At 60.8% G+C, this 22,234-nt stretch carries 20 protein-coding genes; 9 read left to right on the top strand and 11 right to left on the bottom strand.

Going from position 1 to position 22,234, the window contains the following annotated elements; all coding sequences use genetic code 11:
- Window positions 1-113 precede the first annotated feature (113 nt).
- From JSS95_09300 to JSS95_09290, 3 genes are all read left to right on the top strand, one after another.
- On the top strand, window positions 114-599 hold the full coding sequence (locus JSS95_09300; protein MBS1800006.1) for a MarR family transcriptional regulator: 486 nt from the start codon (window positions 114-116) through the stop codon (window positions 597-599).
- 66 nt (window positions 600-665) lie between these two features.
- On the top strand, window positions 666-1,292 hold the full coding sequence (locus tag JSS95_09295; protein ID MBS1800005.1) for a hypothetical protein: 627 nt from the start codon (window positions 666-668) through the stop codon (window positions 1,290-1,292).
- A gap of 110 nt (window positions 1,293-1,402) precedes the next feature.
- Window positions 1,403-2,302: a TlpA family protein disulfide reductase gene (locus JSS95_09290; GenBank protein MBS1800004.1), complete on the top strand. Its 900-nt coding sequence runs from the start codon at window positions 1,403-1,405 to the stop codon at window positions 2,300-2,302.
- On the opposite strand, the gene JSS95_09285 is transcribed toward JSS95_09290, so the two are convergent.
- The gene (locus JSS95_09285; protein ID MBS1800003.1) at window positions 2,294-2,692 is read right to left on the bottom strand and encodes an arsenate reductase ArsC; all 399 of its coding nucleotides are present in this window, start codon (window positions 2,690-2,692) and stop codon (window positions 2,294-2,296) included. The two genes, JSS95_09290 and JSS95_09285, sit on opposite strands and share 9 nt — an antisense overlap.
- A gap of 11 nt (window positions 2,693-2,703) precedes the next feature.
- Window positions 2,704-3,600, bottom strand: coding sequence for an arsenite methyltransferase (gene arsM, locus JSS95_09280; protein ID MBS1800002.1), 897 nt, complete (start codon window positions 3,598-3,600; stop codon window positions 2,704-2,706).
- Between the two features lie 87 nt (window positions 3,601-3,687).
- Here arsM and JSS95_09275 point away from each other — a divergent pair, with 87 nt between their 5' ends.
- Both JSS95_09275 and arsB read left to right on the top strand, forming a co-directional pair.
- Window positions 3,688-4,101: a metalloregulator ArsR/SmtB family transcription factor gene (locus JSS95_09275; GenBank protein ID MBS1800001.1), complete on the top strand. Its 414-nt coding sequence runs from the start codon at window positions 3,688-3,690 to the stop codon at window positions 4,099-4,101.
- Complete coding sequence (arsB, locus tag JSS95_09270) at window positions 4,101-5,201, top strand: ACR3 family arsenite efflux transporter (GenBank protein MBS1800000.1); 1,101 nt, start codon at window positions 4,101-4,103, stop codon at window positions 5,199-5,201. Before JSS95_09275 ends, arsB begins: the two co-directional genes overlap by 1 nt.
- Before the next feature lie 133 nt (window positions 5,202-5,334).
- Here the strand turns inward: arsB and JSS95_09265 are convergent, their stop codons facing one another.
- The 4 genes from JSS95_09265 to JSS95_09250 all read right to left on the bottom strand — a co-directional run bounded on the left by JSS95_09265 (window position 5,335) and on the right by JSS95_09250 (window position 10,527).
- Complete coding sequence (locus tag JSS95_09265) at window positions 5,335-6,210, bottom strand: ThuA domain-containing protein (GenBank protein ID MBS1799999.1); 876 nt, start codon at window positions 6,208-6,210, stop codon at window positions 5,335-5,337.
- A gap of 615 nt (window positions 6,211-6,825) precedes the next feature.
- Window positions 6,826-9,480, bottom strand: coding sequence for an ABC transporter permease (locus JSS95_09260; protein MBS1799998.1), 2,655 nt, complete (start codon window positions 9,478-9,480; stop codon window positions 6,826-6,828).
- A 15-nt stretch (window positions 9,481-9,495) separates the two neighbouring features.
- Complete coding sequence (locus JSS95_09255) at window positions 9,496-9,825, bottom strand: PadR family transcriptional regulator (protein ID MBS1799997.1); 330 nt, start codon at window positions 9,823-9,825, stop codon at window positions 9,496-9,498.
- A 360-nt stretch (window positions 9,826-10,185) separates the two neighbouring features.
- Window positions 10,186-10,527: a hypothetical protein gene (locus tag JSS95_09250; GenBank protein ID MBS1799996.1), complete on the bottom strand. Its 342-nt coding sequence runs from the start codon at window positions 10,525-10,527 to the stop codon at window positions 10,186-10,188.
- Between the two features lie 221 nt (window positions 10,528-10,748).
- Between JSS95_09250 and JSS95_09245 the strand changes: the two genes are divergently transcribed.
- Window positions 10,749-11,996, top strand: a complete 1,248-nt coding sequence (locus JSS95_09245) for an MFS transporter (GenBank protein ID MBS1799995.1) — start codon at window positions 10,749-10,751, stop codon at window positions 11,994-11,996.
- A 433-nt stretch (window positions 11,997-12,429) separates the two neighbouring features.
- Here the strand turns inward: JSS95_09245 and JSS95_09240 are convergent, their stop codons facing one another.
- Window positions 12,430-12,993, bottom strand: coding sequence for a hypothetical protein (locus JSS95_09240; GenBank protein MBS1799994.1), 564 nt, complete (start codon window positions 12,991-12,993; stop codon window positions 12,430-12,432).
- A gap of 227 nt (window positions 12,994-13,220) precedes the next feature.
- Between JSS95_09240 and rsmG the strand changes: the two genes are divergently transcribed.
- The 3 genes from rsmG (at window position 13,221) to JSS95_09225 (ending at window position 16,482) form a co-directional block, all read left to right on the top strand.
- Window positions 13,221-13,823 (top strand): 16S rRNA (guanine(527)-N(7))-methyltransferase RsmG, encoded by a 603-nt coding sequence (gene rsmG / locus JSS95_09235; protein ID MBS1799993.1) that lies wholly within the window; start codon window positions 13,221-13,223, stop codon window positions 13,821-13,823.
- Between the two features lie 297 nt (window positions 13,824-14,120).
- Window positions 14,121-15,185, top strand: a complete 1,065-nt coding sequence (locus JSS95_09230) for a ParA family protein (GenBank protein MBS1799992.1) — start codon at window positions 14,121-14,123, stop codon at window positions 15,183-15,185.
- A 310-nt stretch (window positions 15,186-15,495) separates the two neighbouring features.
- Window positions 15,496-16,482: a ParB/RepB/Spo0J family partition protein gene (locus JSS95_09225; protein MBS1799991.1), complete on the top strand. Its 987-nt coding sequence runs from the start codon at window positions 15,496-15,498 to the stop codon at window positions 16,480-16,482.
- A 352-nt stretch (window positions 16,483-16,834) separates the two neighbouring features.
- Here the strand turns inward: JSS95_09225 and JSS95_09220 are convergent, their stop codons facing one another.
- From JSS95_09220 to JSS95_09205, 4 genes are all read right to left on the bottom strand, one after another.
- Window positions 16,835-17,290, bottom strand: a complete 456-nt coding sequence (locus JSS95_09220; GenBank protein MBS1799990.1) for a hypothetical protein — start codon at window positions 17,288-17,290, stop codon at window positions 16,835-16,837.
- A 231-nt stretch (window positions 17,291-17,521) separates the two neighbouring features.
- A complete protein-coding gene (locus JSS95_09215) occupies window positions 17,522-19,372 on the bottom strand; it encodes a VWA domain-containing protein (GenBank protein ID MBS1799989.1) in 1,851 nt (616 codons plus the stop codon).
- A 254-nt stretch (window positions 19,373-19,626) separates the two neighbouring features.
- Complete coding sequence (locus JSS95_09210) at window positions 19,627-20,349, bottom strand: carbohydrate-binding family 9-like protein (protein MBS1799988.1); 723 nt, start codon at window positions 20,347-20,349, stop codon at window positions 19,627-19,629.
- Window positions 20,350-20,777: 428 nt separating this feature from the next.
- Entirely contained in the window at window positions 20,778-22,052 is a 1,275-nt protein-coding gene (locus JSS95_09205; GenBank protein MBS1799987.1) for a hypothetical protein, read from the bottom strand.
- Between the last annotated feature and the right edge of the window lie 182 nt (window positions 22,053-22,234).

The following is a 22,234-nucleotide window of genomic DNA, read 5'->3' as shown; positions in this document are numbered from 1 at the left end:
GTCTCCTTTGGCACCCAATGTTCCGAGTGTCTGAATGAAATTGATTATTATTTGTAATGATTATTTTTGTCAATGATATGTGCTGAGAAGAATTTCATGCAAGAATCGAAACCATGGATCGGCCCAGCCTTCCCCCCGCTCTTCCGGCAGGATTTCTGATCGCCCAGGTAGGGGGCCATGCTGCGGCTGGTTTTGCCGAGGCATTGAAACCACAGGGGTTCGCCCCGCACGATGCCGGAATTCTGCGCTTGCTGGCGATGAGCCCTGGCATCTCGCAGCAGGAGATCGCCCGCCGTCTGGGTATGCATGCCAGCCGGCTGGTGGGTGTGCTGGACGAACTTGGACGTCGCGGCCTGATCGAGCGGCGCCCCTCGGCGAAGGACCGCAGGTTCTATGAGCTGCACCTGACCGGGCAGGGCGGGCAGGCGCTGGCGGCGATCGGCAGAGTAGCCCGTGAGCATCAGGAGCGGCTGCTCGCAAGCCTGAACGCCGAGGAGCGCGCATTGCTGACCGAGATGCTAGCGCGCATTGCGCGGCAGCAGGGGCTTAGCCCGGGCGTCCATCCCGGCTATAAGAAGCTGGGGAACGAAGACGAGTAATTACAGAGTTTTCTTGCTGTCCGCCGTTGCGGTCTGTTAGAACGCGGGCAGCGGGGGACGTAACCGGTGAACGTTTTTGCGCTGCTCCTGATCAATCTTGTGGCATGGCTCGGCTGGGCCCCCGGCAACGTCGCCGGTCACTATGTGCTTGAGGATGCGCACGAGATGGGCTCGGAGCTGGTGCTGAAGCCCGATGGCCGGTTCGAATACATGCTCGCCTACGGCGCAGCAGACTATACGGCCACAGGCAAATGGCGCGTGGCCGGCGACACAGTCGTGCTGGACAGCAAACTTCCCACGGCCCCGGCATTCAAGCTGCTGCGCAGCAACGATCTGCGCTCGCCGGATGTCCGCGTGTGGGTGAAGGGGACGAACGGCTCTCCCGTAGCCAACCTGGATGTGGCCCTGACGACCGCATCGGGAGAGGTCAACGCAAGAACGGACCGCGATGGCATGGCGCTCTTTCCGGGGGCCAGTCAGCCGAAGTCCGTGGTCATACGCGTGGCCGTCTATAACAAGGACTCGGGCCCCGTGGCGCTCAACCCGGCGCATACCGATTTCACCTTCGTGATCGACGGCGATGCCATCGCCACAGTGCCGTTTCGCGGCGAAGCGCTCAAAATCGGGGCCGGTACGCTCGAGATGCTGTACTGGGACAAGACCAGGCCGATGGTCTACCGAAAACAGCGATAACTAAACTTATATCAATAGTTAGCGTTGTATATCCTTTTGCTTGTCAAGTGCCGGTAATCGGATACTATGTATGGACTACCCCTCGCTTTCCGATTGAGGACACCCCCGGTATGAATCTTCCCCTGCGCCCCCCGATCCTGTCGCTGATCCTTGTTCTTCTCGTTCCGGTTCTCCTCGTTCCGGCCGTTGCGTTTTGCTCTGCCGCGCAATCCAAAGCGCCTGACTACACCCCTGCCGAAAAGGCGATTGTCGCCGAGATCAAGACGCTCCGCGCAACCCCCGACGCGCAGCGCGGCGTGAAGACGACGACCATCGCGCTGGAGATCAACACTCTCACCGCAGGCGCAAACAAGCTGCGGCTTGCCGTTGCACTGGCGCACCTCTCCACCGAAGGCGATTTTGGACACCAGACATTGCAGACGGTCGCCGACACGCTGGCGCAGGCGCTGGCTGAGACTCCTGCGCCTGCGGCGAAGGACGGCACACCGGCTTCAGCGTACACCGACCTCGCCAAGCTCGTGCGTTATGAGCACGTAACCACCACGCTCGATACCCCGCAGTACACCCAGGCCACCGCTGCGCTGGTGACCAACGAGGCGGCGATTGAGAAGGCCGACTTTACGCTGAAGGATCTTCAAGGGAAGGAGTGGACGCTCTCCGCGCTGCGCGGCAAGGTGGTGCTGGTCAACTTCTGGGCAACGTGGTGCCCGCCCTGCCGCAAGGAGATGCCCGACCTCGACGCGCTGGCGCACAGGTTCGCCGACCAGGGCCTCGTGGTGCTCTCGATCAGCGACGAGGACGCGGCGAAGGTGACCTCCTACGAGCTCTCGCACAACCTCAACTACCCGATCCTGCTCGACCCCGGCCGCAAGACGAACGATGCCTTCCACATCGAAGGCATCCCGCAGAGCTTCGTCTTCAACCGCGAAGGCAAGCTGGTGGCGCAGTCGATCGACATGCGCACGCAGGGACAGTTCTTGCAGATGCTGGCGGCGGCGGACCTAAAGTAGCTGTTTCGTTTGGAGCAGTTCTTTTACACGATCCGCAATCTCATCTCTGATTGCACGGACTGTCTCGACATCTTTCCCCTTCGGGTCGGGCAACGGCCAGTCCGCGCGTTCGACACCGGGCACATAGGGGCACTCGTCGCCGCAGCCCATCGTGATCAGCATCTCGGCGCCAGCGACGAGCTCCGCCGTCAGCTTTTGCGGCTTTGCATCAGCAAGATCGATTCCGATCTCGCGCATCACATCGACGACAACCGGGTGCACTGCGCTTCCCGGCTGTGTTCCAGCCGAGATCGCGCGCGCCCGGTTCGCGTCGGCGAACCGATTGAAGAACGCCGCCGACATCTGCGACCGTCCCGCATTATGGACGCATGCAAAGATGAACGTCCGCATCGTCGATTCCGTCATGCGCAGCACTCCGGCCCGCAGCAGGACTTCGCGGCAGGCTTCAGCGCATACACCTTCACGCTGGCCGCGGCCTCGTTCACGTCATAGCTCTTGAGCAGCGCGCCAAGCTCCTCATGCAGCGTTGCGGGAGCCGGCTCATCCGCGCCGCAGCATCCACGCGCCGCGTTCTCCATACCGGGAGAGCAGCATCCCGACTGGTTCTCTACCTTGCTATACGCATTCAGGTCGGAGCCGCTATCGACAATCTGCACCGACTCAAACCCCGCCTGCATCAGACCCGCGCGATAGTCCTCGATCCGTATCGCTCCCGCGATGCAACCGACATAGGCTGCAAGGCTCTTCGCCACCTCCTCCGGCAATTCGCCCTTCAACGCAATGTCACTCACTGCAAGCCGCCCACCCGGCTTCAGGACGCGGAAGATCTCACGAAACACCGCCGGCTTGTCGGGAGCAAGGTTCAGAACGCAGTTGCTGATCACGCAGTCGGCCGAGGCATCGGCCAGCGGGAGCCTGTCGATGGTCGCGTGGTGAAACTCGACGTTCGTATAGCCTCCGGCGGTCGCATTCGCGCGCGCACGCTCGATCATTGCTTCGGTCATATCGATGCCGATGGCCCTTCCCACGGGGCCAACCTTCTTGGCAGCAAGAAAGACATCCAGGCCACCGCCCGATCCCAGGTCCACAACGACCTCGCCCGGCTTGAGGTGCGCCGTCGCGGTCGGGTTGCCGCAGGAGAGGCCCATGTTCGCCTCCGCCGGGATCGACCTGAGCTCCTCGGCGCTGTAGCCGAAGGCCTCCGCCACCGCGTGCACGCCCGCGTCATCGCTCGACAGCGCGCTCGCCGCCACCGCGCCGTACTTCGCCTTCACGGCATTCAGCACCTGTTCAGCCATACATCCTCCTTGCGGCTTCGCCTGGAACATATTCGCAAAAGCAAATATATTCTTGACTAACATATTCGTCAATGCAAATATGTATTCATGCCAGCGAAACGGGCCTTCGACCTCGAACGCTTCTTCCAGTCTCTCGGCGATCGCACGCGGTTGCGCCTGCTGAACCTGATGGGCGACCAGGAGATCTGCGTCTGCTACTTCGTCGAAATACTCGGCCAGCCGCAGCCCAAGATCTCGCGCCACCTCGCCTACCTGCGTTCGGCAGGCATCGTCGCCGCGCGCCGCGAGGGCAAGTGGATGCACTACCGCATCGTGATGCCCCCGCACATCGGCGCGACGCAGATTCTGCGCGAGACGCTCGCCGCGCTCGGCGAAGAGAAGGCCATGCAAACCGACCGGTCGCGCCTGACCCGCGCCTGCTGCTCACCGAAGAAGTTCGCCGCGCTCGAGGGAGCGCCGCTGCCAACTGCGCTTGAACCTTCCTGTTGCGAGGCCTGCTGATGTCCACCACTCCCGCAATACAAGGACATCTCTGCGCCCCTGCCGCGCGGAAGAAGCTCTCGTTCCTCGACCGCTACCTTACGCTCTGGATATTTCTCGCCATGGCGATCGGAGTTGCCATAGGCCACTTCGTTCCGGCGTCCGCCGCGTTCGTGAACAGCTTTCAGATCGGGGCCACGAACATTCCTATCGCCATTGGACTCATCGTCATGATGTACCCCCCACTGGCCAAGGTGCGTTACGAAAAACTTGGCGAGGTCTTCCGCAACCGGCGTGTGCTCGGTCTTTCGCTGGTGCAGAACTGGCTCATCGGACCGGCGCTCATGTTCTTGCTCGCGGTCATCTTTTTACGTCATCAACCTGCATATATGCGGGGGCTGATCCTTATCGGAATCGCGCGCTGTATCGCGATGGTTCTTGTCTGGAACGAGCTTGCAGAGGGCGACACCGACTACGTCGCGGGTCTCGTTGCGCTCAACAGCATCTTCCAGGTTCTCTTCTACAGCCTCTATGCCTGGCTCTTTCTTACAGTGCTGCCCGTGTGGTTTGGGATGCCCGGTACGGTCGTGCACATTTCCATCGCCGATCTGGTAAAGAGCGTTGGACTCTATCTCGGTGTTCCCTTCGCCGCGGGATTCATCACCCGCTTCGTTCTTCTTCGCATCAAGGGCGAAGACTGGTATCGTACGCATTTCATTCCGCGTATCAGCCCGCTTACATTGGCCGCACTGCTCTTCACCATTCTCGTCATGTTTTCGTTGAAGGGCGATCTCATCGTAAGGCTGCCCTTCGATGTTCTTCGCATCGCGTTGCCGCTGGTGATCTACTTCACGGTCATGTTCCTCATCAGCTTTTGGATGGGCAAGCGTCTTGGCGCCAATTACGAACAGTCCGCTACGCTCTCGTTTACGGCTGCGGGAAATAACTTCGAGCTGGCTATTGCTGTCGCTGTCGCTGTGTTCGGGCTTAACTCCGGCGAAGCCTTCGCCGGCGTGGTCGGGCCGCTCGTCGAAGTCCCCGCACTCATCGCACTGGTAAACGTCGCCTTCTGGATACGCGCTCGCTGGTTCAACCGACCAGCGACAGCGTTGGCTCGTTGAACATCTTCTTGCACGGCACCAACGAATATCATCCCACCCTTCATTTCGTGAAGGATGGGGCACCCGTACATCTGTAACTGCTACTCCTCTGTATCAGACATCACCGATGTAAGCCAAAGAACGAGACTCGTCCTTATTTTGCAGGTGGAGCAGGATGCGACGCCGTGCTTCCGTCGGTCATGCCCAGCGACCACTTGATGGCCTCGAAGTACATCGTGCGGATGTCGGGGTCCTTCCATGAATCGGTGGTATGGCCCAGGGTGGAGTAGAAGACGCGGCCTTTGCCATACATCTTCGACCAGGCGACGGCGAAGTCGTGGTCGGCGCGGTGCACGCGCGGGTTGTTGTAGTCGAGCTTTGCGGGGTCGAGGCTCAGCAGCACGTTGACGTTGGCGCGCGACCAGTCCTTGGCCTGGTAGATCTCGTCGTACTTGTGGAACGACGCGGGGAAGTGGCGCGTCGCGGGAAAGTCGCCGCCCTCGTTGCGGATGGGCGCGTTGAAGGTCCCCCACGGATGTTGATCGAACCAGCCGCCGGTCATCTTGCCGTACTCCGGCCACTCGTAGAGCGTGTCGATCGCGGCGTGGATGCCGACGTAGCCCTTGCCGTCGTCGTGGACGAAGGAGAGCAGCGCGGCCTTCTGCTCGTCGTTGAGGTCGAGCTCGCCGGTCGGGCTGGCGAAGACGATGGCATCGAAGTAGTTCAGGTTCTTCGCGTTCTTCGTCAGCTCCTTCTTGGTGATCAGCTCGGTGTCGGTGCGCATGACGGTGTCCCACAGGCCGGACTCCTTGCCCATGTTGTAGACGGCGGCCATGGCATCGGGAACGGAGTCATGCTCGAAGCCGTGCGTCTGCGCGATGACCAGCACATGGCGCGGAACCTTGCCCGGAGGCGGAGCCGGGCGCGCGGCCGAAGCAGGCGCAGTCTGCGCCGCGGACTGCGAGACAGACGCAAAGATAAAGAGGACTGCTGCGGCAACGCTTGAGACAACTCTGCAAGACCGATTCATCAGGATGTGGATCTCCCCGGAAGACGTAAATTCTTACGCCCACTACAGTACGTGACCCGCGATGGATTCGCCAAAGACGGTGCTGAGTGTGTCGCCAATAGCGTGCCGTTTCGCGATGCCCAACCAGGCAGTTGCCGAGAGCATTTCCCTTATAGGTGCAGTTCCTGCTACAGGTGCAGTTCTTCGGAAAACGGGTTGATGCCATAACTGGCGCGCAGCAACTTCATCTGGAGGTCCAAGCGCTCGCGCTCAGACTTCCCCAATTGCGCCTGAAGTTCTTTCTACAGGTGTAGTTCTTGCTACAGGTGCAGTTCTTTCTTTCAGGGCTGAAGGCCCGCCAACATACCAGCCTGGGTCGAAGGCCCAGGCTGACAGGCCGATGATCGAACAGAGCGCTGAAGGCGCGACACATACCTTCTCGGGGACAAACAACACCTCAACGGAAAATGCTCTAGCCTTCACAACGCTCGGGTGCCCCATCCTTCGCGGCTTCATCGCGAAGGGTGGGAGGAACCCGGCACGAACCGGCACGAAAAAAAATACATCCCACCCTTCACTTCGTGAAGGATGGGGCACCCGAAGGATTGTTCCTGAATGACACGGATGATCTGAAGATCAGTCCACCCTTAGCGCCACTATGGGGTCGACGCGCGAGGCGCGCCGCGAAGGTATCCAGCAAGCGATCAGCGATACGGCGACCAACAGCAGGGGAACCAGCGTGAAGGTCACAACATCGCGAGGCTTGATGCCGTAGAGCAGGCTTGTCGTCAGCTTCGCGGCGAACAGCGCCAGCGGCAGGCCAAGCGCAACCGAAACGAGCGCGAGTCGCATGCCTCCGCGCACGATCATGCGCTGCACCTCTGTGGCCTTCGCGCCCAGCGCCATGCGGACGCCGATCTCCTTCGTGCGCTGGCTCACCGAGTAGCTCATCACGCTGTACAGCCCGATCACCGCCAGCAGCAGTCCGCTGACTCCGAAGACGGTGAAGAGCGTGCTGACCAGACGTGGCAACATAAGAGCGTCGCGCATATGCTCTTCCATCGTTTGAACATCAAATATGGCGAGCGCAGGATCCACGCTACGAATCTGGTCCTGCATCGCCTTGATGAGCGTTGCGGGATCGCCGTCATAATGCGCCATGATGTGGTAACCATCCTGCGGATCGCTCGCAATGTTCTGGCTGATCGCTCTGTAGAGCACTGGTCTCTGCTGCTCGCCGAGCGTGCGCGCCTTCATGTCCTTCGCCACGCCGACGATCTGGTAGGAGACCCCGCCTCCATTGACCGTATGGCCGATCGGATTGTCTCCATGGAAGTACCTGCGCACAAACTCTTCATTGACGATAGCGGCCCTTGTAGCCATCGGGTTCTCATCGCCAAGGTCGCGTCCAGCGATGCGTGGAATGCCAAGCGTCTCGAAGTAATGGGGGCCGGCCATGTAAAGCTCGACGCTGTTGAATCCCTGCGGTGGCGGATATCCCGGCACAACAAAACCGTCGCTGCGATGGCCTCCTGAGAGCGGCACGCCATCTGTTGTCGTCGCCGAGATCACCCCCGGCAAATGTGCAATGCGCTCACGCACGTCTTGCAGCATCTGAACAGAACGCTCAGGCGTGTAGCGATTCAGTTGCGGATCAACCGCCATCATCACGACTCCTCGGGAGCGGAAGCCGACATCCATCTTTGCCGCGCTCTCGAGAGAACGAAGAAACAGGCCGGCACCGCACAGCAGCACGAGCGACAACATAACCTGTGTGACGACCAGAATGCTGCGCAGCGACAGGCGACGGCCCGGACGCGAAAGCGAAGTTTCTCCTTTGAGCGCGTTGGACACGATGGGGCGCGAGGCCGTCCACGCCGGAACAAAGCCACAAAGCAAACCCGCCATGACGCTCAAAGCGAAGGTGTAGAGCAGCACGTGCCAGTCGACATGGACGCTGATGTCCGTCGCCACAGGCGCCGCCAGCTTGAAAGATGAGAGGCCATAGGTCGCCCACAGCGAGAGCAGCACGCCAACCACGCCTCCGCCAAGCGCCAGCAGCACGCTCTCAAGAAGCATCTGCCGCAGCAGTTGCGCGTGTGTCGCACCCAGCGCCAGACGGACGGCCATCTCCCGCTGTCGCTGTGCTCCATATGCCAGCAGAAGGTTCGCGACATTCGCGCATGCAATGACCAGCACCAGCAGCGCAACGATGGAGATACCCAGCAGAAACATCTCAATTGATTTCTTGTCTCTCTCCGGTATGGAACCAACGGGGCCCATATGGAAACCGTTGTCTTTGTCAGTCGCCGGATACGCCTGAGCAAAACGTTGTGCGATCACACCGAGTTCCTGCGCGGCCTGCTGCTGCGTTACTTCAGGCTTCAATCTCGCTGCGATGTGCAGCCACTGGTTCTCACGCGAATCAGGAGACGGCGCGTTTGGGGTCAGTTCCGGTAAATCTCCCAGCGGAACCCAGAACTGCGGATCGAGGACCTGTTCCAGTCCACGGAAGCCTGCGCGCGCTACGCCAACCACCGTATAAGGATGCCCCGAGACATCGATCACCTTGCCGACAATTGCAGCGTCGCCTGCAAACTGCCGCTGCCACAGCCTGTAACCCAGCACAATAGCTGGAGCGTGCTCTTCGTTTGCCTGAAAACCGCGGCCCGCAACCATCTGAAGTTGCGTTACATCGAAGTAATTCGCCGTGACCGCCTGTCCCCACTCGCGCTTCGCTTCTCCATTGGCTCCGATCGACGCAGGCAGCACGTCATAGTAAGCTGCCATGTCTGAGAAGGACTGCGATTGCGCGCGGAGGTCCTGGTAGACAGGCTTCGGGAAGTAGTTGCAGCATAGCTCGTGATCGTGCGTGCGCGTAATTGCGATCAACCTTGACGGATCTCCAATCGGAGGAGGCTGAAGCAGAAATGTGCTGATGATCGAAAAGATCGTCCCATTCGCCGCGATGCCTAAACCAATCGACAGAACGACCGTAAAGACAAGCGCAGGAGCACGCGACAGACGTCGCAGCGAATACGTCAGGTCGCCCCACAGGCGATCCAGCCGAGACTCCCACCCCGCGCTCCACACCTTCTCGCGCACGGTAGCTGCTGTGCCTGCCTCAGCATGTGCCGCCTTCACGGCGTCCTTCAGGCTCATGCCGCCGCGCATCTTTTCGCTGACGGATTCGCCGATGAAGGCCTCCAGCTCTTCGTCGATCTCCTCGTTGCGCGCGCTTTTGTCCCGAAGCGCCTTCGATCCTTTACGCAGACTCCGTATCCATCCCATCGCGCACCTCGCCGGTTATGCTTCGAGAATCCTGTTAATCGCAGCCGTCTGCCGTCCCCATGCCGCGGTCTCCGCCTTCAAGGCCTTGCGGCCCTTCTCGGTCACCGAGTAGTACTTCGCGCGGCGGTTGTTCTCGGTCGCGCGCCACTCGCCCTTCACCTGGCCCGCGCGTTCCATGCGGCTCAGCGCGGGCAGCAGCGAGCCGGGATTGACTTTGAACGCGCCGTCGCTGATCTGCTCGATGCGCAACGCGATGCCATAGCCGTGCATCGGCATCAGCGCCAGCGTCTTCAACACCAGCATCTCCAGCGTTCCCTGCACCAGTTCGGAGGCTTTTTCAGGCATGTGGGCTTTCCTCTTGATTATCTAGTGGAACATCCTACACCACTAGGCCGTCAAGAGGAGTACGGGGAAGATGCTCCTCCGGTTCCCTGAAAAATGCGCGTTGTATGGTTTGAAAAGGCATAGTAAGGGTGGGATGAATCTCTATCGTCCAACCCAAAACCTGTCATCCTGAGCGCAGCGCAGCGGAGAGCCTGCCCTGAGCGAAGTCGAATGGGAAGGACCTGCATTTCGCATCTCGCACCGGCAGCAATTTATTGGGGGCAGAAGAACGCAGGTCCTTCGACTGCGGGTTCGCAAAATGCCCGAACCCTTCGCTCAGGATGACAAGGTATAGGGGCAATCTGTCGATACGCCTGCGCCTCAAGCGGTTACGTCGTAGACCAGGCAGGCGCCGCCGGACGACATGGCGTTCACGTAGCAGGCGCGGACCCGGTTATCGCCGCTGTCGAAGGTCTCCTCGAGCCGCCTGTGTTCGAGGATCGTCGCATTTGTCCAGCCATTGGCCTTGAGCCAGCCTTGAATGGCGGCCTCCGCCTGACGGCCGGTGTCGAGCACCATGACCAGCAGCTCGCGGCGCTGCCCCGCGGCATATTGCGGGTCCGAGCCTCCGGCCTCGGCGGTGCAAACTGCTGCAATCACGGTGGGAGACTTCCGCCGCAGCGCTCCCCGAATCTCTTCCCAGTCGATCTCTTTCAACTTCATACTGCGCTCCATATTAATGGAGCCGGAACGCGGCCGTCAGCGCCGGCAGGTTATGAGTAAGGAACATGCTCGCACCCCTGCTCACAAACGGCGATTGTTATTCAGGCATAGCGAGTTCTTATAAACACTGTCGAAGTGCGCGCGCAGTCACTAGACTTGTAGCAGCGCACCACGCAGCACCAGCAGACAAACCTATGAGCGATCCCTCCTCAACTGCCACCATGCCCGCGGTCAACGCCTCAACTCTGCCTTTGGAGGTGACGGCGCCGCGACCGGCCGGCCAGCCGGCGCGCACGCTCTTCCGCGTGCTGGCCGCCATCAGCTTCAGTCATCTGCTCAACGATATGGTGCAGTCGCTGCTGCCTTCGATCTACCCAATCCTCAAGAGCTCGTTTCACCTGGACTTCGTGCACCTCGGCCTGCTCACGCTGACCTACCAGGCGGTGGCCTCGATGCTGCAACCGCTGGTTGGCCAGTTCACCGACAAGCGGCCTATGCCCTACGCGCTGGCCACCGGGATGACGTTCACGCTCTTTGGCCTGTTGCTGCTCGCCATCGCGCCAACGTTCACGTGGCTCATCATCGCATCGTGTCTGGTCGGCGTAGGCTCGGCGGTCTTTCACCCGGAAAGCTCGCGCATCGCGCGCATGGCTTCGGGAGGCAAGCACGGCTTCGCGCAATCCTTCTTCCAGGTGGGAGGAAATTCAGGCTCGGCCATCGGCCCGCTGCTGGCCGCTTTTATCGTGCTGCCGCTGGGGCAGAAGGGCATGGCCTGGTTCGCGCTGCCGGCCATCCTCGGCATCATGGTGCTCTACCGCGTGGGCCGCTGGTACAAGGCGCGGCAGGCGGAGTCCGCCGGAAAGAAATACGTCGAGCACCACGAGCACGCGCACCTGCCGCGCGGGCGTGTCGTCGGAGCGATCGCCGTCCTCGTCGCGCTGATCTTTTCAAAGTATTTCTACCTGGCCAGCCTGTCGAGCTACTACACCTTCTACCTCATTCAGCGCTTCAACGTGTCGGTAAAGACCTCGCAGCTGATGCTCTTCCTCTTCCTCGCCGCCGTTGCAGCGGGAACGCTGATCGGCGGCTCGGCGGGTGACCGCTACGGCCGCAAACTCGTCATCTGGATCTCGATCCTCGGCGTGCTTCCCTTCACGCTCATCCTTCCGTACGCCAGCCTGTGGTGGACGGGCGTGCTCTCGGTGGTGATCGGCTTTGTCATCGCCTCGGCCTTCTCGGCGATCCTCGTCTACGCGCAGGAGCTTCTGCCGGGACGCGTCGGCATGATCTCGGGACTCTTCTTCGGCGTGGCCTTCGGCATGGGAGGCATCGGCGCCGCGGTGCTCGGCAAGCTCGCCGACGCAACCAGCATCATCACGGTCTACCACCTGTGCGCGTACCTCCCGGCGATCGGCCTGCTCACCGGCTTTCTACCGGATGTGGAAGGACCGGGACGGAAGCGCGCCTGAAGATCGGGAGGAGAGCACGCACGAAGCGACGCACAACTTTGAACGCTCCTCCTTCACAAAGCGAAGGTGATGAATTCCTCGCACCACCTCCCAAAAACCGTCACCTGAGCGGAGCGGCGTAGCCGGTGCCCCATATCCAACCCGCCTCATCGCCAGATGTGGGATCATTCGCCCATAGCGCGAACCGCTTCCGGGTACGCCAAGCCTGGTAGCCCAATGCTTTAGCATTGGGTCTGCTTGGCCCTCTCTTCGCTGAAAGAGAGGGGCTTTTCGAGACGGTGTGAGAACCGGCAAAATCTTCAGCGCCAACGGCGCGCGCTACACCAGCATGGGGCGAAGTCCCATGGATAGTACCCCGGGAGCCGAGAGGGCTGAAAGCCCGATCTGTAAACTCCCGTTCTCACACAGACTCTTTAGCCCCTGGGGTAACTCGTCACCGCCCCTTCATCGCCTTGCGCAGCCTCTGCTCCTGCTCCGCACTCAAATACTTGCAGTCCAGTTGCAGAAACACCGACGTGTACGGCATCGCCATCGTCGTCTTCAGCACCAGCACCTTGTACGACTTGCCCGCCTCTCCGATCATCCCCAGAATCTCTTCATGCGGCAGCGACTTCACCACGCGCCCCGCCAGCGTCTTCTTCAGCTCATCGCGATAACCCGCGATCCCCGCGAAGTCCTGCACCGAAAGATAAGGCAGCTCCGCATCGGTATAAACGATCGGCCGCACGTGGATCGACCGGTCGACCGCACCCAGCACCGCGCGCGTCACCGCCAGCTCGTCCGCGCCCGTCTCCACCACCTCGACGCCCGGCGAAACCTGCAACGGATACGCCGAATCCACGATCAGTATCCAATTGCGATGACCCAGCAGCGGAAGCTGCTGCCGCACCTTCGCCTGCCACCCCGCATTGCTACTCGCCGCCTGCGCCTTCGCCTCACCCCCGGCCAACACCGCAGCCAGCATCAGCACCGCAGCCACAACCCTCGCCTTCGTCATAACGAAACCCTCTCGGGCATCCATCCTCGCACAAGCAACGCCAAACTAAAATGTAACAAATATAGTTACAAATAAAATTGGGCTCGAATCCCTCCGCTGACCAACGGAAGGCCCACGGCCGCTCGGTACAAGTCACGAAGTGACCGCCGTCCGCGCAGGACGCCCGCGCGGCAGCGCAAAAATTGTTCCACGTGGAACAATTGCCGTCATCTGGCATACTGACACAGATGTCCGCCCTGCCCGAATCCGAGATCGAGCGCCTGCTCGCCCCCTATACTGCGCAAAATCACCTTCTTGCGGCAAAGATGGGCGAGTACCTCGACCTCCTCCTCCGCTGGAACGCCCGCACCAACCTCACCGCTATCCGCCAGCCCGAGGAGATCGTCCGCCGCCACTTCGGCGAGAGCCTCTTCGCCGCTGCCCATTTAGAGGATCCGCTTCCCGCCACTCTCCTCGACCTCGGCTCCGGCGCAGGGCTCCCCGGACTCCCCATCGCGCTGGCACACCCCGGGATCGCCGTCACACTCGCCGAATCGCAGAACAAGAAGTCTACCTTCCTGCGCGAGGCCGTCCGCACCCTGGGCCTTCGGAACGTCGAAGTCTGGGCCGCCCGCGCCGAGACCTTTCCCTCAGACCACCGCTTTCACACCGTAACCATGCGCGCCGTGGACGATATGGCCGCCGCCCTGAAGGCCGCCGGGCAACTGGCTACGAACCAGATGGTCTTACTGACAACGGGAACCCCAACACTCCCGGAACCTTTCCGGGTCACCGAGACGCTTCCCATCCCCGGGAGCGAAAACGGCATCCTCCTCCGCGCCACCCGCTAACGAAAATGTTCCACGTGGAACAATCCTTCTTGCCGACCATCGGGAGCCCACGCGAAGCTCGCACAAGTCACGAAGTGACCGCCGTCCGCGCCGGACGCCCGCGCGGCAGCGCACAGTGTTCCACGTGGAACAATTACGTGAAGATGCAGGAAGATTTCCACATTCTGTCCCCTTTGCGGCAACCTCCATTCCTGCGTGGTTTGCGGCCTCCGGCGATTCTCCACAAGTTTTCAGAGTTCTGCACAGCCTTTGGGCATTGCCAGTGCTCTCCCTCATCGCTAACCTGCTTTAATCGCAATGATCACTATTCACCCTAAAAATAAACCCCGTCCCGGCACCGAATTGGGTGATCTCCCGGTCGAATCTTCCGGAAATGGAGCACTGCCGAAGGACCCAATCGCCAGTTCCGGCCCGGTCAGCGTCCCTGAGACCAAACCGGCCCAGGCCCAGGCCGCTCCCGAGAAGCCTTCCCCGGCGAAGGTGATTGCCATCGTCAATCAGAAGGGCGGTGTCGGAAAAACGACCACGGCGATCAACCTGGCTGCGGCCCTGGCGCTTGAGGGAGTTCCCACGCTGCTGATCGACTGCGACCCGCAGGCCAACTCCTCCGGAGGGCTCGGCGTGACGCGCCAGGCCGAGGACGAGGATCCCCGGCTGAGCACCTACGATCTGCTGGTGGGCGACGCCACGATCGCCGAGGCGCTCCAGCCCACCGAGATCGAGAAGCTGAAGCTCGTCCCTTCCAGCAAGAACCTGATCGGCGCGACGATCGAGCTCATCAGTGCCGAGGAGCGCGAGTTCCGGCTGAAGAAGGCCATCGAGCCGGTGCTGAACGACTACCGCTTTATCCTTTTGGACTGCCCCCCGGCGCTGGATCTGTTGACTCTAAATGCTTTAGTCGCATCGGACGGGCTTCTGGTCCCGATGCAGGCCGAATACTTCGCTCTCGAGGGAATCTCGGAGCTGATGTCGACGCTGGACAAGGTGACGGCTGCCTTCAATCCGAAGCTGTCACTCGAAGGCGTCCTGATGACGATGTATGACGACCGCACCAACCTGGCGATGCAGGTGACGGAGAACCTCAGGAACTTCTTCGCCGACAAGCTGCTGAAGACGACGATTCCCAGGAACGTGCGGCTTGCCGAGGCCCCGAGCCACGGCAAGCCGGTGGCGCTGTACGACGGCAAGTCGCGCGGGGCCGAGGCCTACCGCGATTTGGCGATGGAGCTTCTGGAGCGAAACGGGATGGAGTCTCCGGAGGTCAAGCGCAGGCTGGCTGCGGCAGCGGCGGCGGCGAGTTCGCTGAAGAGCTTTCAGGCTCCGGAGAAGAAGAAGCGGTTCTGGGGGAAGGTCACTTCGTGACGTGTATACCCCTTCGGTCACCGCTCCCGCTGGTCGCCCTGGAGAATTTATCAGCCGGCCAGCGGGAGGCCCAGGCGAAGCTCGGCACAAGTCACGAAGTGACCGTCCCGCGCGCAGCGGATCCGGCCGACAGGCCATAGCGGATGTTCCACGTGGAACATTTGTGGTTGGTGAAGTGGTTCATCCCACCCTTTCGCGATGCGAAGGGTGGGGCACCCGGACAGACATGGCGATGCGGGCGAAATGCAGGTCCTTCGACTTCGCTACGCTTCGCTCAGGATGACAAGCAATCAGAGGGATGGGAGTAAGTATGGCGACGGCGACGACAGACAATAAGCGGCGAGCATTGGGCAAGGGGTTGGAGTCACTGCTTCCTTCGCGGCCGGCGGCTCCGGCTACACCACCAGCGACAGGGACGAGTGTGACGATTGCGGCGGCGGCGGCGAGTCCGGCTCCGGTTGAGGTGGCGGGGCGGCCGATGGAGATTCCGCTGGATCAGATCGAGCGCAACCCCTGGCAGACTCGGTCGCACTTCGACGAGGCTCTGCTGGATGAGCTGGCGGCCTCGATCAAAGCGTCCGGCGTGGTGCAACCTATTGTCGTCAGGACACTTAAGCCTGTCGCTCACCTGGAACCGGGACAGAACGAGCCTCGTTACCAGTTGATAATGGGTGAGCGCCGCTGGCTGGCCTCGAAGCGGGCGGGTGTGGCGACGATTCCCTCGATCGTGCGCGTGGTGAACGACGAGCAGGTGCTGGAGATGACGATCGTCGAGAACCTGCAGCGCGCGGACCTGAACCCGATGGAGCAGGCGCGGGCGTTCCACCGGCTGGCGAACGAGTTCAAGATGACGCAGGAGCAGGTGGCGGCGCGGACGGGCAAGGAGCGCGCCTCGGTGAGCAACTTTATGCGGCTGATGAAGTTGCCGGAGAGCGTGCAGGCCAAGGTGGAGGCGGGCGAGCTGACCTTCGGGCACGCGCGGGCGCTGCTGGCGCTCGACCACGCGGAGGCGATCGTGAGCGCGGCGCAGAAGGTGCAGGCGCTGTCGCTTTCAGTGCGGCAGACGGAGAGCTACGTGAACGGGCTGATCAACCCGGAGGGCCGTGAGCGTTCGGCCAAAGTGGAGACGCAGACGGAAGACCCGAACGTTCGCGAGGCCGAGGACAGGCTGCGGCGGTCGCTGGGGCTGAAGGTGAAGATCGAAGACAAGAAGGGCAAGGGCCGGGTGATTATCGAGTACTCGGGGCTTGAGGACTTTGATGCGCTGCTGGAGATGCTGGGGTCGAAGGCGGAGTAATTTGTAACTCGTTTAGTTACGTGAGAGGGCCAAGCCTAAAGACTTGGCGTACCTAGATGCGGTTCGCGCTTTGCGCGCGAATGATCCTACACATGCGATGAAGCCGCATGTATGGGGCACCCGTTCGATTACCCACTTCTCTTAACACTGTGAATAGGGCACGGTCGTGTGGGTGCCCCATCCTTCACGCAGTGAAGGGTGGGAATGTAAACAGTTTGAATACCGTGCTCGTGAGTTTGTTCATCCCACCCCTAGCTGCTTTGCGTCTAAGGATGGGGCACCCGGAGATTCGTTCAGGATCACAAGGGATCGTGGAGAGTCTTCACTGGGCTTCACAAATGCGGCGTGAGGCTTACTCCTCGTCTTCGACGAGGAGGCTTTCGATTGCGGCTATGGTGAGTTGCCAGCGTTTTTCTTCGGACTCGACGAGGTCGTCGAGTTGGCCCAGGGCCTGTTCGGGGGCGTCTTTGGTTTTTAGGTATTTCTTGAGGATAGCGATCTCGCCGGCGAGGTGGTCGAGTGCGCTGGTCTGGGTTGTGGCGAGGCGCTCGCGAATCTCTTCGACGGGCAGACGTTTTCTTACCGGTGCAGGTGGTCGCGCGGGCTGGGCGGCGCGGCGGTCGACAAATTTCAGATCACTTACCGGCACGCGGAAGCGTTCGAGGTTGGTGTCTTCGAGCTGGAGTCCGACGGTGCTGCCGTTGGGGCTGATCGTGATGATGGTATAGACGGAGTCGGAGTTGCCGATAGTGACCTTGTCTCCGATCGAGGGCGGCTGCTGCGCGTCGCTGTTTTTGGATCGGGCCATGCGAAAAGCCTAGCAGAGCGGTTCGCGCTTTGCGCGAATGACCCAATCATGCGATGAGGCGGCATGATTGGGTACCCGGCGATTGTTCATCCCACCCTTCGCTACCGCGAAGGATGGGGCACCCGGGCATCCTGCAAACCCACCTTAGCCCACTTCGCGGTCGAAGATGGGGCACCCGGCTGCGCTACGGAATGACAAAGTAAATGTGGGTTGAAGGAGTGTTCGGGAGCTTTATTTTTTCGTATTCCCGGGCTGGCTATTGCCGATGGACTGCGGGGGGAGGTTTCGGACCGCAGCGACAGGGAACTCCACTGCGCCTGCGTGGTCTCCATCCATGTCGTGAAGACCGATGCGGAAGTAATAATCGCCCTTGTCGGGAACGCTGACCTGCTGAACAAAGTGGAGGCCGCCACGAAAGAGCGCTACATATTCGGCCCGCGAAAGGTTGGTGTGGACCTCGTTTCCTGTGCGGGTGATGAGTTGTCCATCGCGATCGTAGACGTAGGTGACGAACTGAACCTGACTGGCATAATTTCCGTCGGCCGATTGCGTAAAGCGGATGTTGCGGGGGTCAGCCGCGAAGATGACGTTGTAGCGGCGGTAGGGTGGTTTGACCCTGGAAGAATCGGGACCTGCGACGGTTCCGGGAGCGAGGTCCTCTTCCGTGGATGCGCTTGCAGGGACAACCCGAGTCTGGAAGATGATCTCCGTGGGACTGGGAGCGCCGTGCATCATTGCGGTGCGCATGGAATCGTATGAGTTGACCGGTTGTGTCGCTGCAACTCCGGCACTGGAGCTACTGCGGGCGTTCTGCGGATCGTCGGCAAAGTATCCGCGACGATAGGCGAGGGTGAAACCATTCTGGGGCATCCGCACCTGAATCCTGCGATAGTGGCCATCCCACCTGGCGTTCGCCGGAGAGTAGGCGATGGTGTAGTAGTTCGACCCATTCTCCGTGACATCGGATACGGCCTGCGAGAGGCCGTTGGTGTTGATGTAAGCGTGTCCGCCCGTCTGCTCGGCCATGCGGAGCATGGTGGCGTGCTCACCTGCGATCTGATCGTAAAACTTCGCCTCATCGCTGGCGAATGCCGCAGGATTGCGGGCATAGCGACTGGTCGAGGGGGTCGAGGCGCTGATGGTCGGCGAGGTCACCAGGCCGCGGGCGTCGACGGGATAGACTGCGACCTGGCTGCGCGCAAGAAGATTGATGGTCGCGCGAAACTCATCTTCTGAACTGGCGACGACGGCGAAGGGATTTTTGAGGTCTCCATCGGGAAGGATGTCGATGGGAAACGAGCCGGAAAACCAGATGAGATTCTTGCGTCCCTGCAAGCCGCTGAGGTAGCGGGCAAGCTGGTTGAGAGAGTCGAGCGTGTACTTTGCGCGGAGCTGAAGCTGGTAGCCTTGCTGCTCGGCTTCGAACTGCTGCAGGTTAGCGATGGATTCAGCGATTCCGGCAGAACCCAGGTTTCCAAAGGCGTCATCGAATTGTTGCGACATGGAGACGTCGCCGTTGCCTCCTCCGACGGGATCGTCTAACAACGGTGACGACTTTGAGGTGCTCTTTCGGTCGATGGCTGCCTTCAGAGTCTCGGGGTTGGAGGTAAACCCCTGAAGAAGGTAGAGGCGCGTTGCGAGACCAAAGATAGCGATGTGGGTTCCGCTCGGGGCCTTCTTCAGATATTCCTTGATCTGGCTGCGGGCAAAGACCTGATCCTTGAGCGGGGTATTGAGTGTGTCGAGAAGAAGGACGTTGAGAGCGCCTTTCGGAGGGACGGGAGAAAAGTTGGTAAACACTCCCGGCGGCAAAGATGGTTGCGGAACGAAGACTGCGGGTTCCTGAACATAGGCGTGCTCTTCGAAGGCTTTAATGTTCTGCGAGACGTTGTCTTCGAGCACAACGAAGTCGGAGGCCTTCAGGTGATGAACAGGCTGGTGATGCGAATCGGTGACGGCGACATCGACGATCACCAGTTGCGTGCCTGTTTTGAGAGTGGCCGATGAGCTGGGGTCTGGCTGGGAGCTTTGCGCGAAGAGAAACGCAGGGAACAGAGCGATTGCAGCAAGACGATAAAGCATGTGCTCTCCGGACCAGTTTCCGAACAAAGGATACAGCAGGAGCGGCAGATTTCCTTGACGATTGCGAGTGCTTTTGAGGCGCGGTTGAAGAGGCTGTTGTGAGTAACGTGTGCGGTTCGCGCTTTGCGCGAATGTCCCACCTTAGCCCGCTTCGCGGTCGAAGATGGGGCACCCGGTTTGGTGGTGGGTGAGTTCTGTTCATCCCACCCTTCGCTGTCGCGAAGGATGGGGCACCCGATCTTTGGGTTTGTTGATTACTTCTTGCCGGAGGCGAGGAGCAGGGTTCCGAAGTGTTCGGGGGAGTGGAAGGTCATCGACATGGTGGGCTGCCAGGAGAGGATGAGGCGGTTGGCCGTGGTTCCGGCGCAGCGGAAGAGGCCGATGCGCAGCGTCTGGCCCGGGGCCGGGGGGCGCGTATCGATGGCGGAGAAGGGGATCTTCATGGCGGCGTACCAGATCTTCTTGTCCTTATCGATGCGGGCGGCGACCTTGTAGCCGGAGTTCCACTTGATGGCGTCGCGGTTGCCCTTCTTGTCGAGGTCGATGTTGAGGTCGACCCACTCGCCCTGGGGCGAGACCTCGAGCTCCTTGTACTGGCGGATGTTCTGGTAGTCCCAACCGATGAAGGTCTCGGCGACGTCCCAGTTCCAGAGGCGGTTGGTCTCGTTGACGGTGTCGGGGTTGGGCTTGAGGTTCAGCTCGTCGTAGGGTGCGGTATAGAGCAGGTAGAGATTGTCCTTGGTCCAGCGGGCGCGCACCTCGGTCTTGTAGGGCGCGGGTTTGCCCATGGTGTCGGCGGCGATGAAGACCGGCTGCGCCTTCTTCCAGAAGGAATCGCCGGGGTTGAGGTTGAGGTCGACGTCCTTCTTCGCTTCGGTGGCGGTGATGGTGGAGGCGGGATCGGGTTTGGGCATGGTCTGGGCGTGCGCGGTGAAGGTGAGGGCGGCGAGAGCTAGAGCTAGATAGAAGTTTCGCATGGGTCCGATGTTCCTCGTCGTTCTGGAATGCCGGTTCGAGAGCGCGCACGGCATTCAAATCATAGAACTTCTCGAGGAGAGGGGCGGTAAGGCAAATGATGTAGACAGTAGATCAGAGGAGTTCGCGCTGGCGGTTTGTGAGTTTGTCTGATCCTCGAAGGGTTGTAGCGCCGTCTATCTCGCGCGGGGTCTATAGAATTTTCCCTTGAGGTATCGTTCATCTCCGAAAAGGTATGTGTCGCGCCTTCAGCGCTCCGGTTGATCTTCGGCCTGTAAACCTAGGCCTTTGGCCTAGGCTGGTATGTTGGCGGGCCTTTGGCCCTGAAAGGATGGGAAGGTAAGCAGTCGAACCCTGGTTTGTTCATCCCATCCTTAGCCGCTTTGCGTCTAAGGATGGGGCACCCGAACATCTGTAACCGGGGCACAGCCTACACCGTTGCGAAGCCGCGGATGTAGGGAGCGTTCGGCGGGCGGGGGGCGGTTTCGTACATCGCGCCGTGGGTGGAGTGGTACTTCATGTTCATGTAGGGCGTCTCGACGACGCGCCCGACGGCGGAGTATTGGCCGTTCTGCCAGTTGGAGTCCATGTAGTGGTTGGTGATGCCGGTGGAGAGCAGCAGCCGCTCCGCGTTGAACGGCTCCTTTTTGGTGAGCATCGTCTCGATGATCCAGTGCGCGAAGGCGTTGGTGGCATGATACTGGCCGATGGGCATGGGGAAGTCGACCATGGAGATGACGGTCGGGTCCTTCTGGCCTTCGATCTCGCCGGCGTAGGTCCAGCCGCCGCCCTCGCCGGAGATGACGGCGCCCTTGGTGCCGTCGTTGTACTCGACGATGCAGACGGCTGACCGTTTGGTCTCCTGATAGTAGCCGGGCTTGAAGTCACGGTCTTTGCGCACGGCTTCGAGCAGGTTGTTGGCCCAGGGGTTCTCCGCGACCCACTTCCAGGTCTCGGGACCGCGGATGGACTGCACCGAGCGGACGCCGGTCTCGCCTCCCTTGCGGCGATCGTGGAAGGACTGGAGCGTGTCGATGCAATGGAAGATGCCTCCCTCATCCGGTGCGGCGCCGACGACGATGGAGTGTTTGATCGGCGTGTCGGGGGCGAGATCGATCTCGGGCTTGCGGAAGAAGAGTGGGATGGAGGAGCCGCCGCTCAGGGGGAAGTTTAGCTCGCGCGATTTGTCGAACATCCACTTGGCGTCGTCCCAGTTGTAGGAGAGGTGCTTGTCGTTGAAGACGGGCACGGAGCGTTTGCTCTGCTCGAAGACGCGCATGACCTGCTGGTAGATCCACCAGCGCGGCAGCAGCCAGTGGCCCTTGAGGTCGGTGGGATAGTTGCCGTGTTCGCAGACGATGACGACGCCATCGACGGCGAGCTCCTTGCCGCCGAGCGTGACGGCTTCGCCGACGGTTTTGAACATGGGAATGTTTTTCGCTTTGCAGACCTTCTGCGCGAGCAGGCTGGTGTCGTACTGATGGACGTAGACGGCGACGACGTCGACCTGCGATGGAGTGTGCGCGCCGTGCCACCAGTAGCCGTCGATGAGCTTGTTGACGACCCAGTCGGCGTGCGAGGTGGGCAGACCCCAATAGCTGACAAGAGCGGCGATGCGCGGCCGCCTCTGCGCGGTCTGCGCGACAGCATCGGGCGCGATGCCGGTGAATGCAGCCATGCCTGCCATGCCGGTGAGGCCGAGCATCTCGCGGCGGGTGAGGAGGGAGTTCGACTCTATGGGTTCGGTGGCTGAGGCTGCGAGTTCGGTCGGTTTGCTTTTCATCATGGCTCTTCGATCCTGTTGCGAAATTGCAGATCGGGAATCTTCCGATTCCTCGATCCGGGCGCGCGCTCGACGTTCGCAATCATAGATTGTCTTGAGGCTGT

This window comes from Acidobacteriota bacterium, assembly GCA_018268895.1.
Lineage (GTDB): Bacteria > Acidobacteriota > Terriglobia > Terriglobales > Acidobacteriaceae > Edaphobacter.
This window is presented reverse-complemented; position numbering and strand designations above follow the sequence as displayed.

Coding starts and splice junctions, on each gene's coding strand:
- JSS95_09300 (MBS1800006.1), top strand. CDS start 114: ATGGATCGGCCCAGCCTTCCCCCCGCTCTTCCGGCAGGATTTCTGATC.
- JSS95_09290 (MBS1800004.1), top strand. CDS start 1,403: ATGAATCTTCCCCTGCGCCCCCCGATCCTGTCGCTGATCCTTGTTCTT.
- JSS95_09285 (MBS1800003.1), bottom strand. CDS start 2,692: ATGCGGACGTTCATCTTTGCATGCGTCCATAATGCGGGACGGTCGCAG.
- arsM (MBS1800002.1), bottom strand. CDS start 3,600: ATGGCTGAACAGGTGCTGAATGCCGTGAAGGCGAAGTACGGCGCGGTG.
- JSS95_09275 (MBS1800001.1), top strand. CDS start 3,688: ATGCCAGCGAAACGGGCCTTCGACCTCGAACGCTTCTTCCAGTCTCTC.
- arsB (MBS1800000.1), top strand. CDS start 4,101: ATGTCCACCACTCCCGCAATACAAGGACATCTCTGCGCCCCTGCCGCG.
- JSS95_09265 (MBS1799999.1), bottom strand. CDS start 6,210: ATGAATCGGTCTTGCAGAGTTGTCTCAAGCGTTGCCGCAGCAGTCCTC.
- JSS95_09260 (MBS1799998.1), bottom strand. CDS start 9,480: ATGGGATGGATACGGAGTCTGCGTAAAGGATCGAAGGCGCTTCGGGAC.
- JSS95_09255 (MBS1799997.1), bottom strand. CDS start 9,825: ATGCCTGAAAAAGCCTCCGAACTGGTGCAGGGAACGCTGGAGATGCTG.
- JSS95_09250 (MBS1799996.1), bottom strand. CDS start 10,527: ATGAAGTTGAAAGAGATCGACTGGGAAGAGATTCGGGGAGCGCTGCGG.
- JSS95_09245 (MBS1799995.1), top strand. CDS start 10,749: ATGCCCGCGGTCAACGCCTCAACTCTGCCTTTGGAGGTGACGGCGCCG.
- JSS95_09240 (MBS1799994.1), bottom strand. CDS start 12,993: ATGACGAAGGCGAGGGTTGTGGCTGCGGTGCTGATGCTGGCTGCGGTG.
- rsmG (MBS1799993.1), top strand. CDS start 13,221: ATGTCCGCCCTGCCCGAATCCGAGATCGAGCGCCTGCTCGCCCCCTAT.
- JSS95_09230 (MBS1799992.1), top strand. CDS start 14,121: ATGATCACTATTCACCCTAAAAATAAACCCCGTCCCGGCACCGAATTG.
- JSS95_09225 (MBS1799991.1), top strand. CDS start 15,496: ATGGCGACGGCGACGACAGACAATAAGCGGCGAGCATTGGGCAAGGGG.
- JSS95_09220 (MBS1799990.1), bottom strand. CDS start 17,290: ATGGCCCGATCCAAAAACAGCGACGCGCAGCAGCCGCCCTCGATCGGA.
- JSS95_09215 (MBS1799989.1), bottom strand. CDS start 19,372: ATGCTTTATCGTCTTGCTGCAATCGCTCTGTTCCCTGCGTTTCTCTTC.
- JSS95_09210 (MBS1799988.1), bottom strand. CDS start 20,349: ATGCGAAACTTCTATCTAGCTCTAGCTCTCGCCGCCCTCACCTTCACC.
- JSS95_09205 (MBS1799987.1), bottom strand. CDS start 22,052: ATGCTCGGCCTCACCGGCATGGCAGGCATGGCTGCATTCACCGGCATC.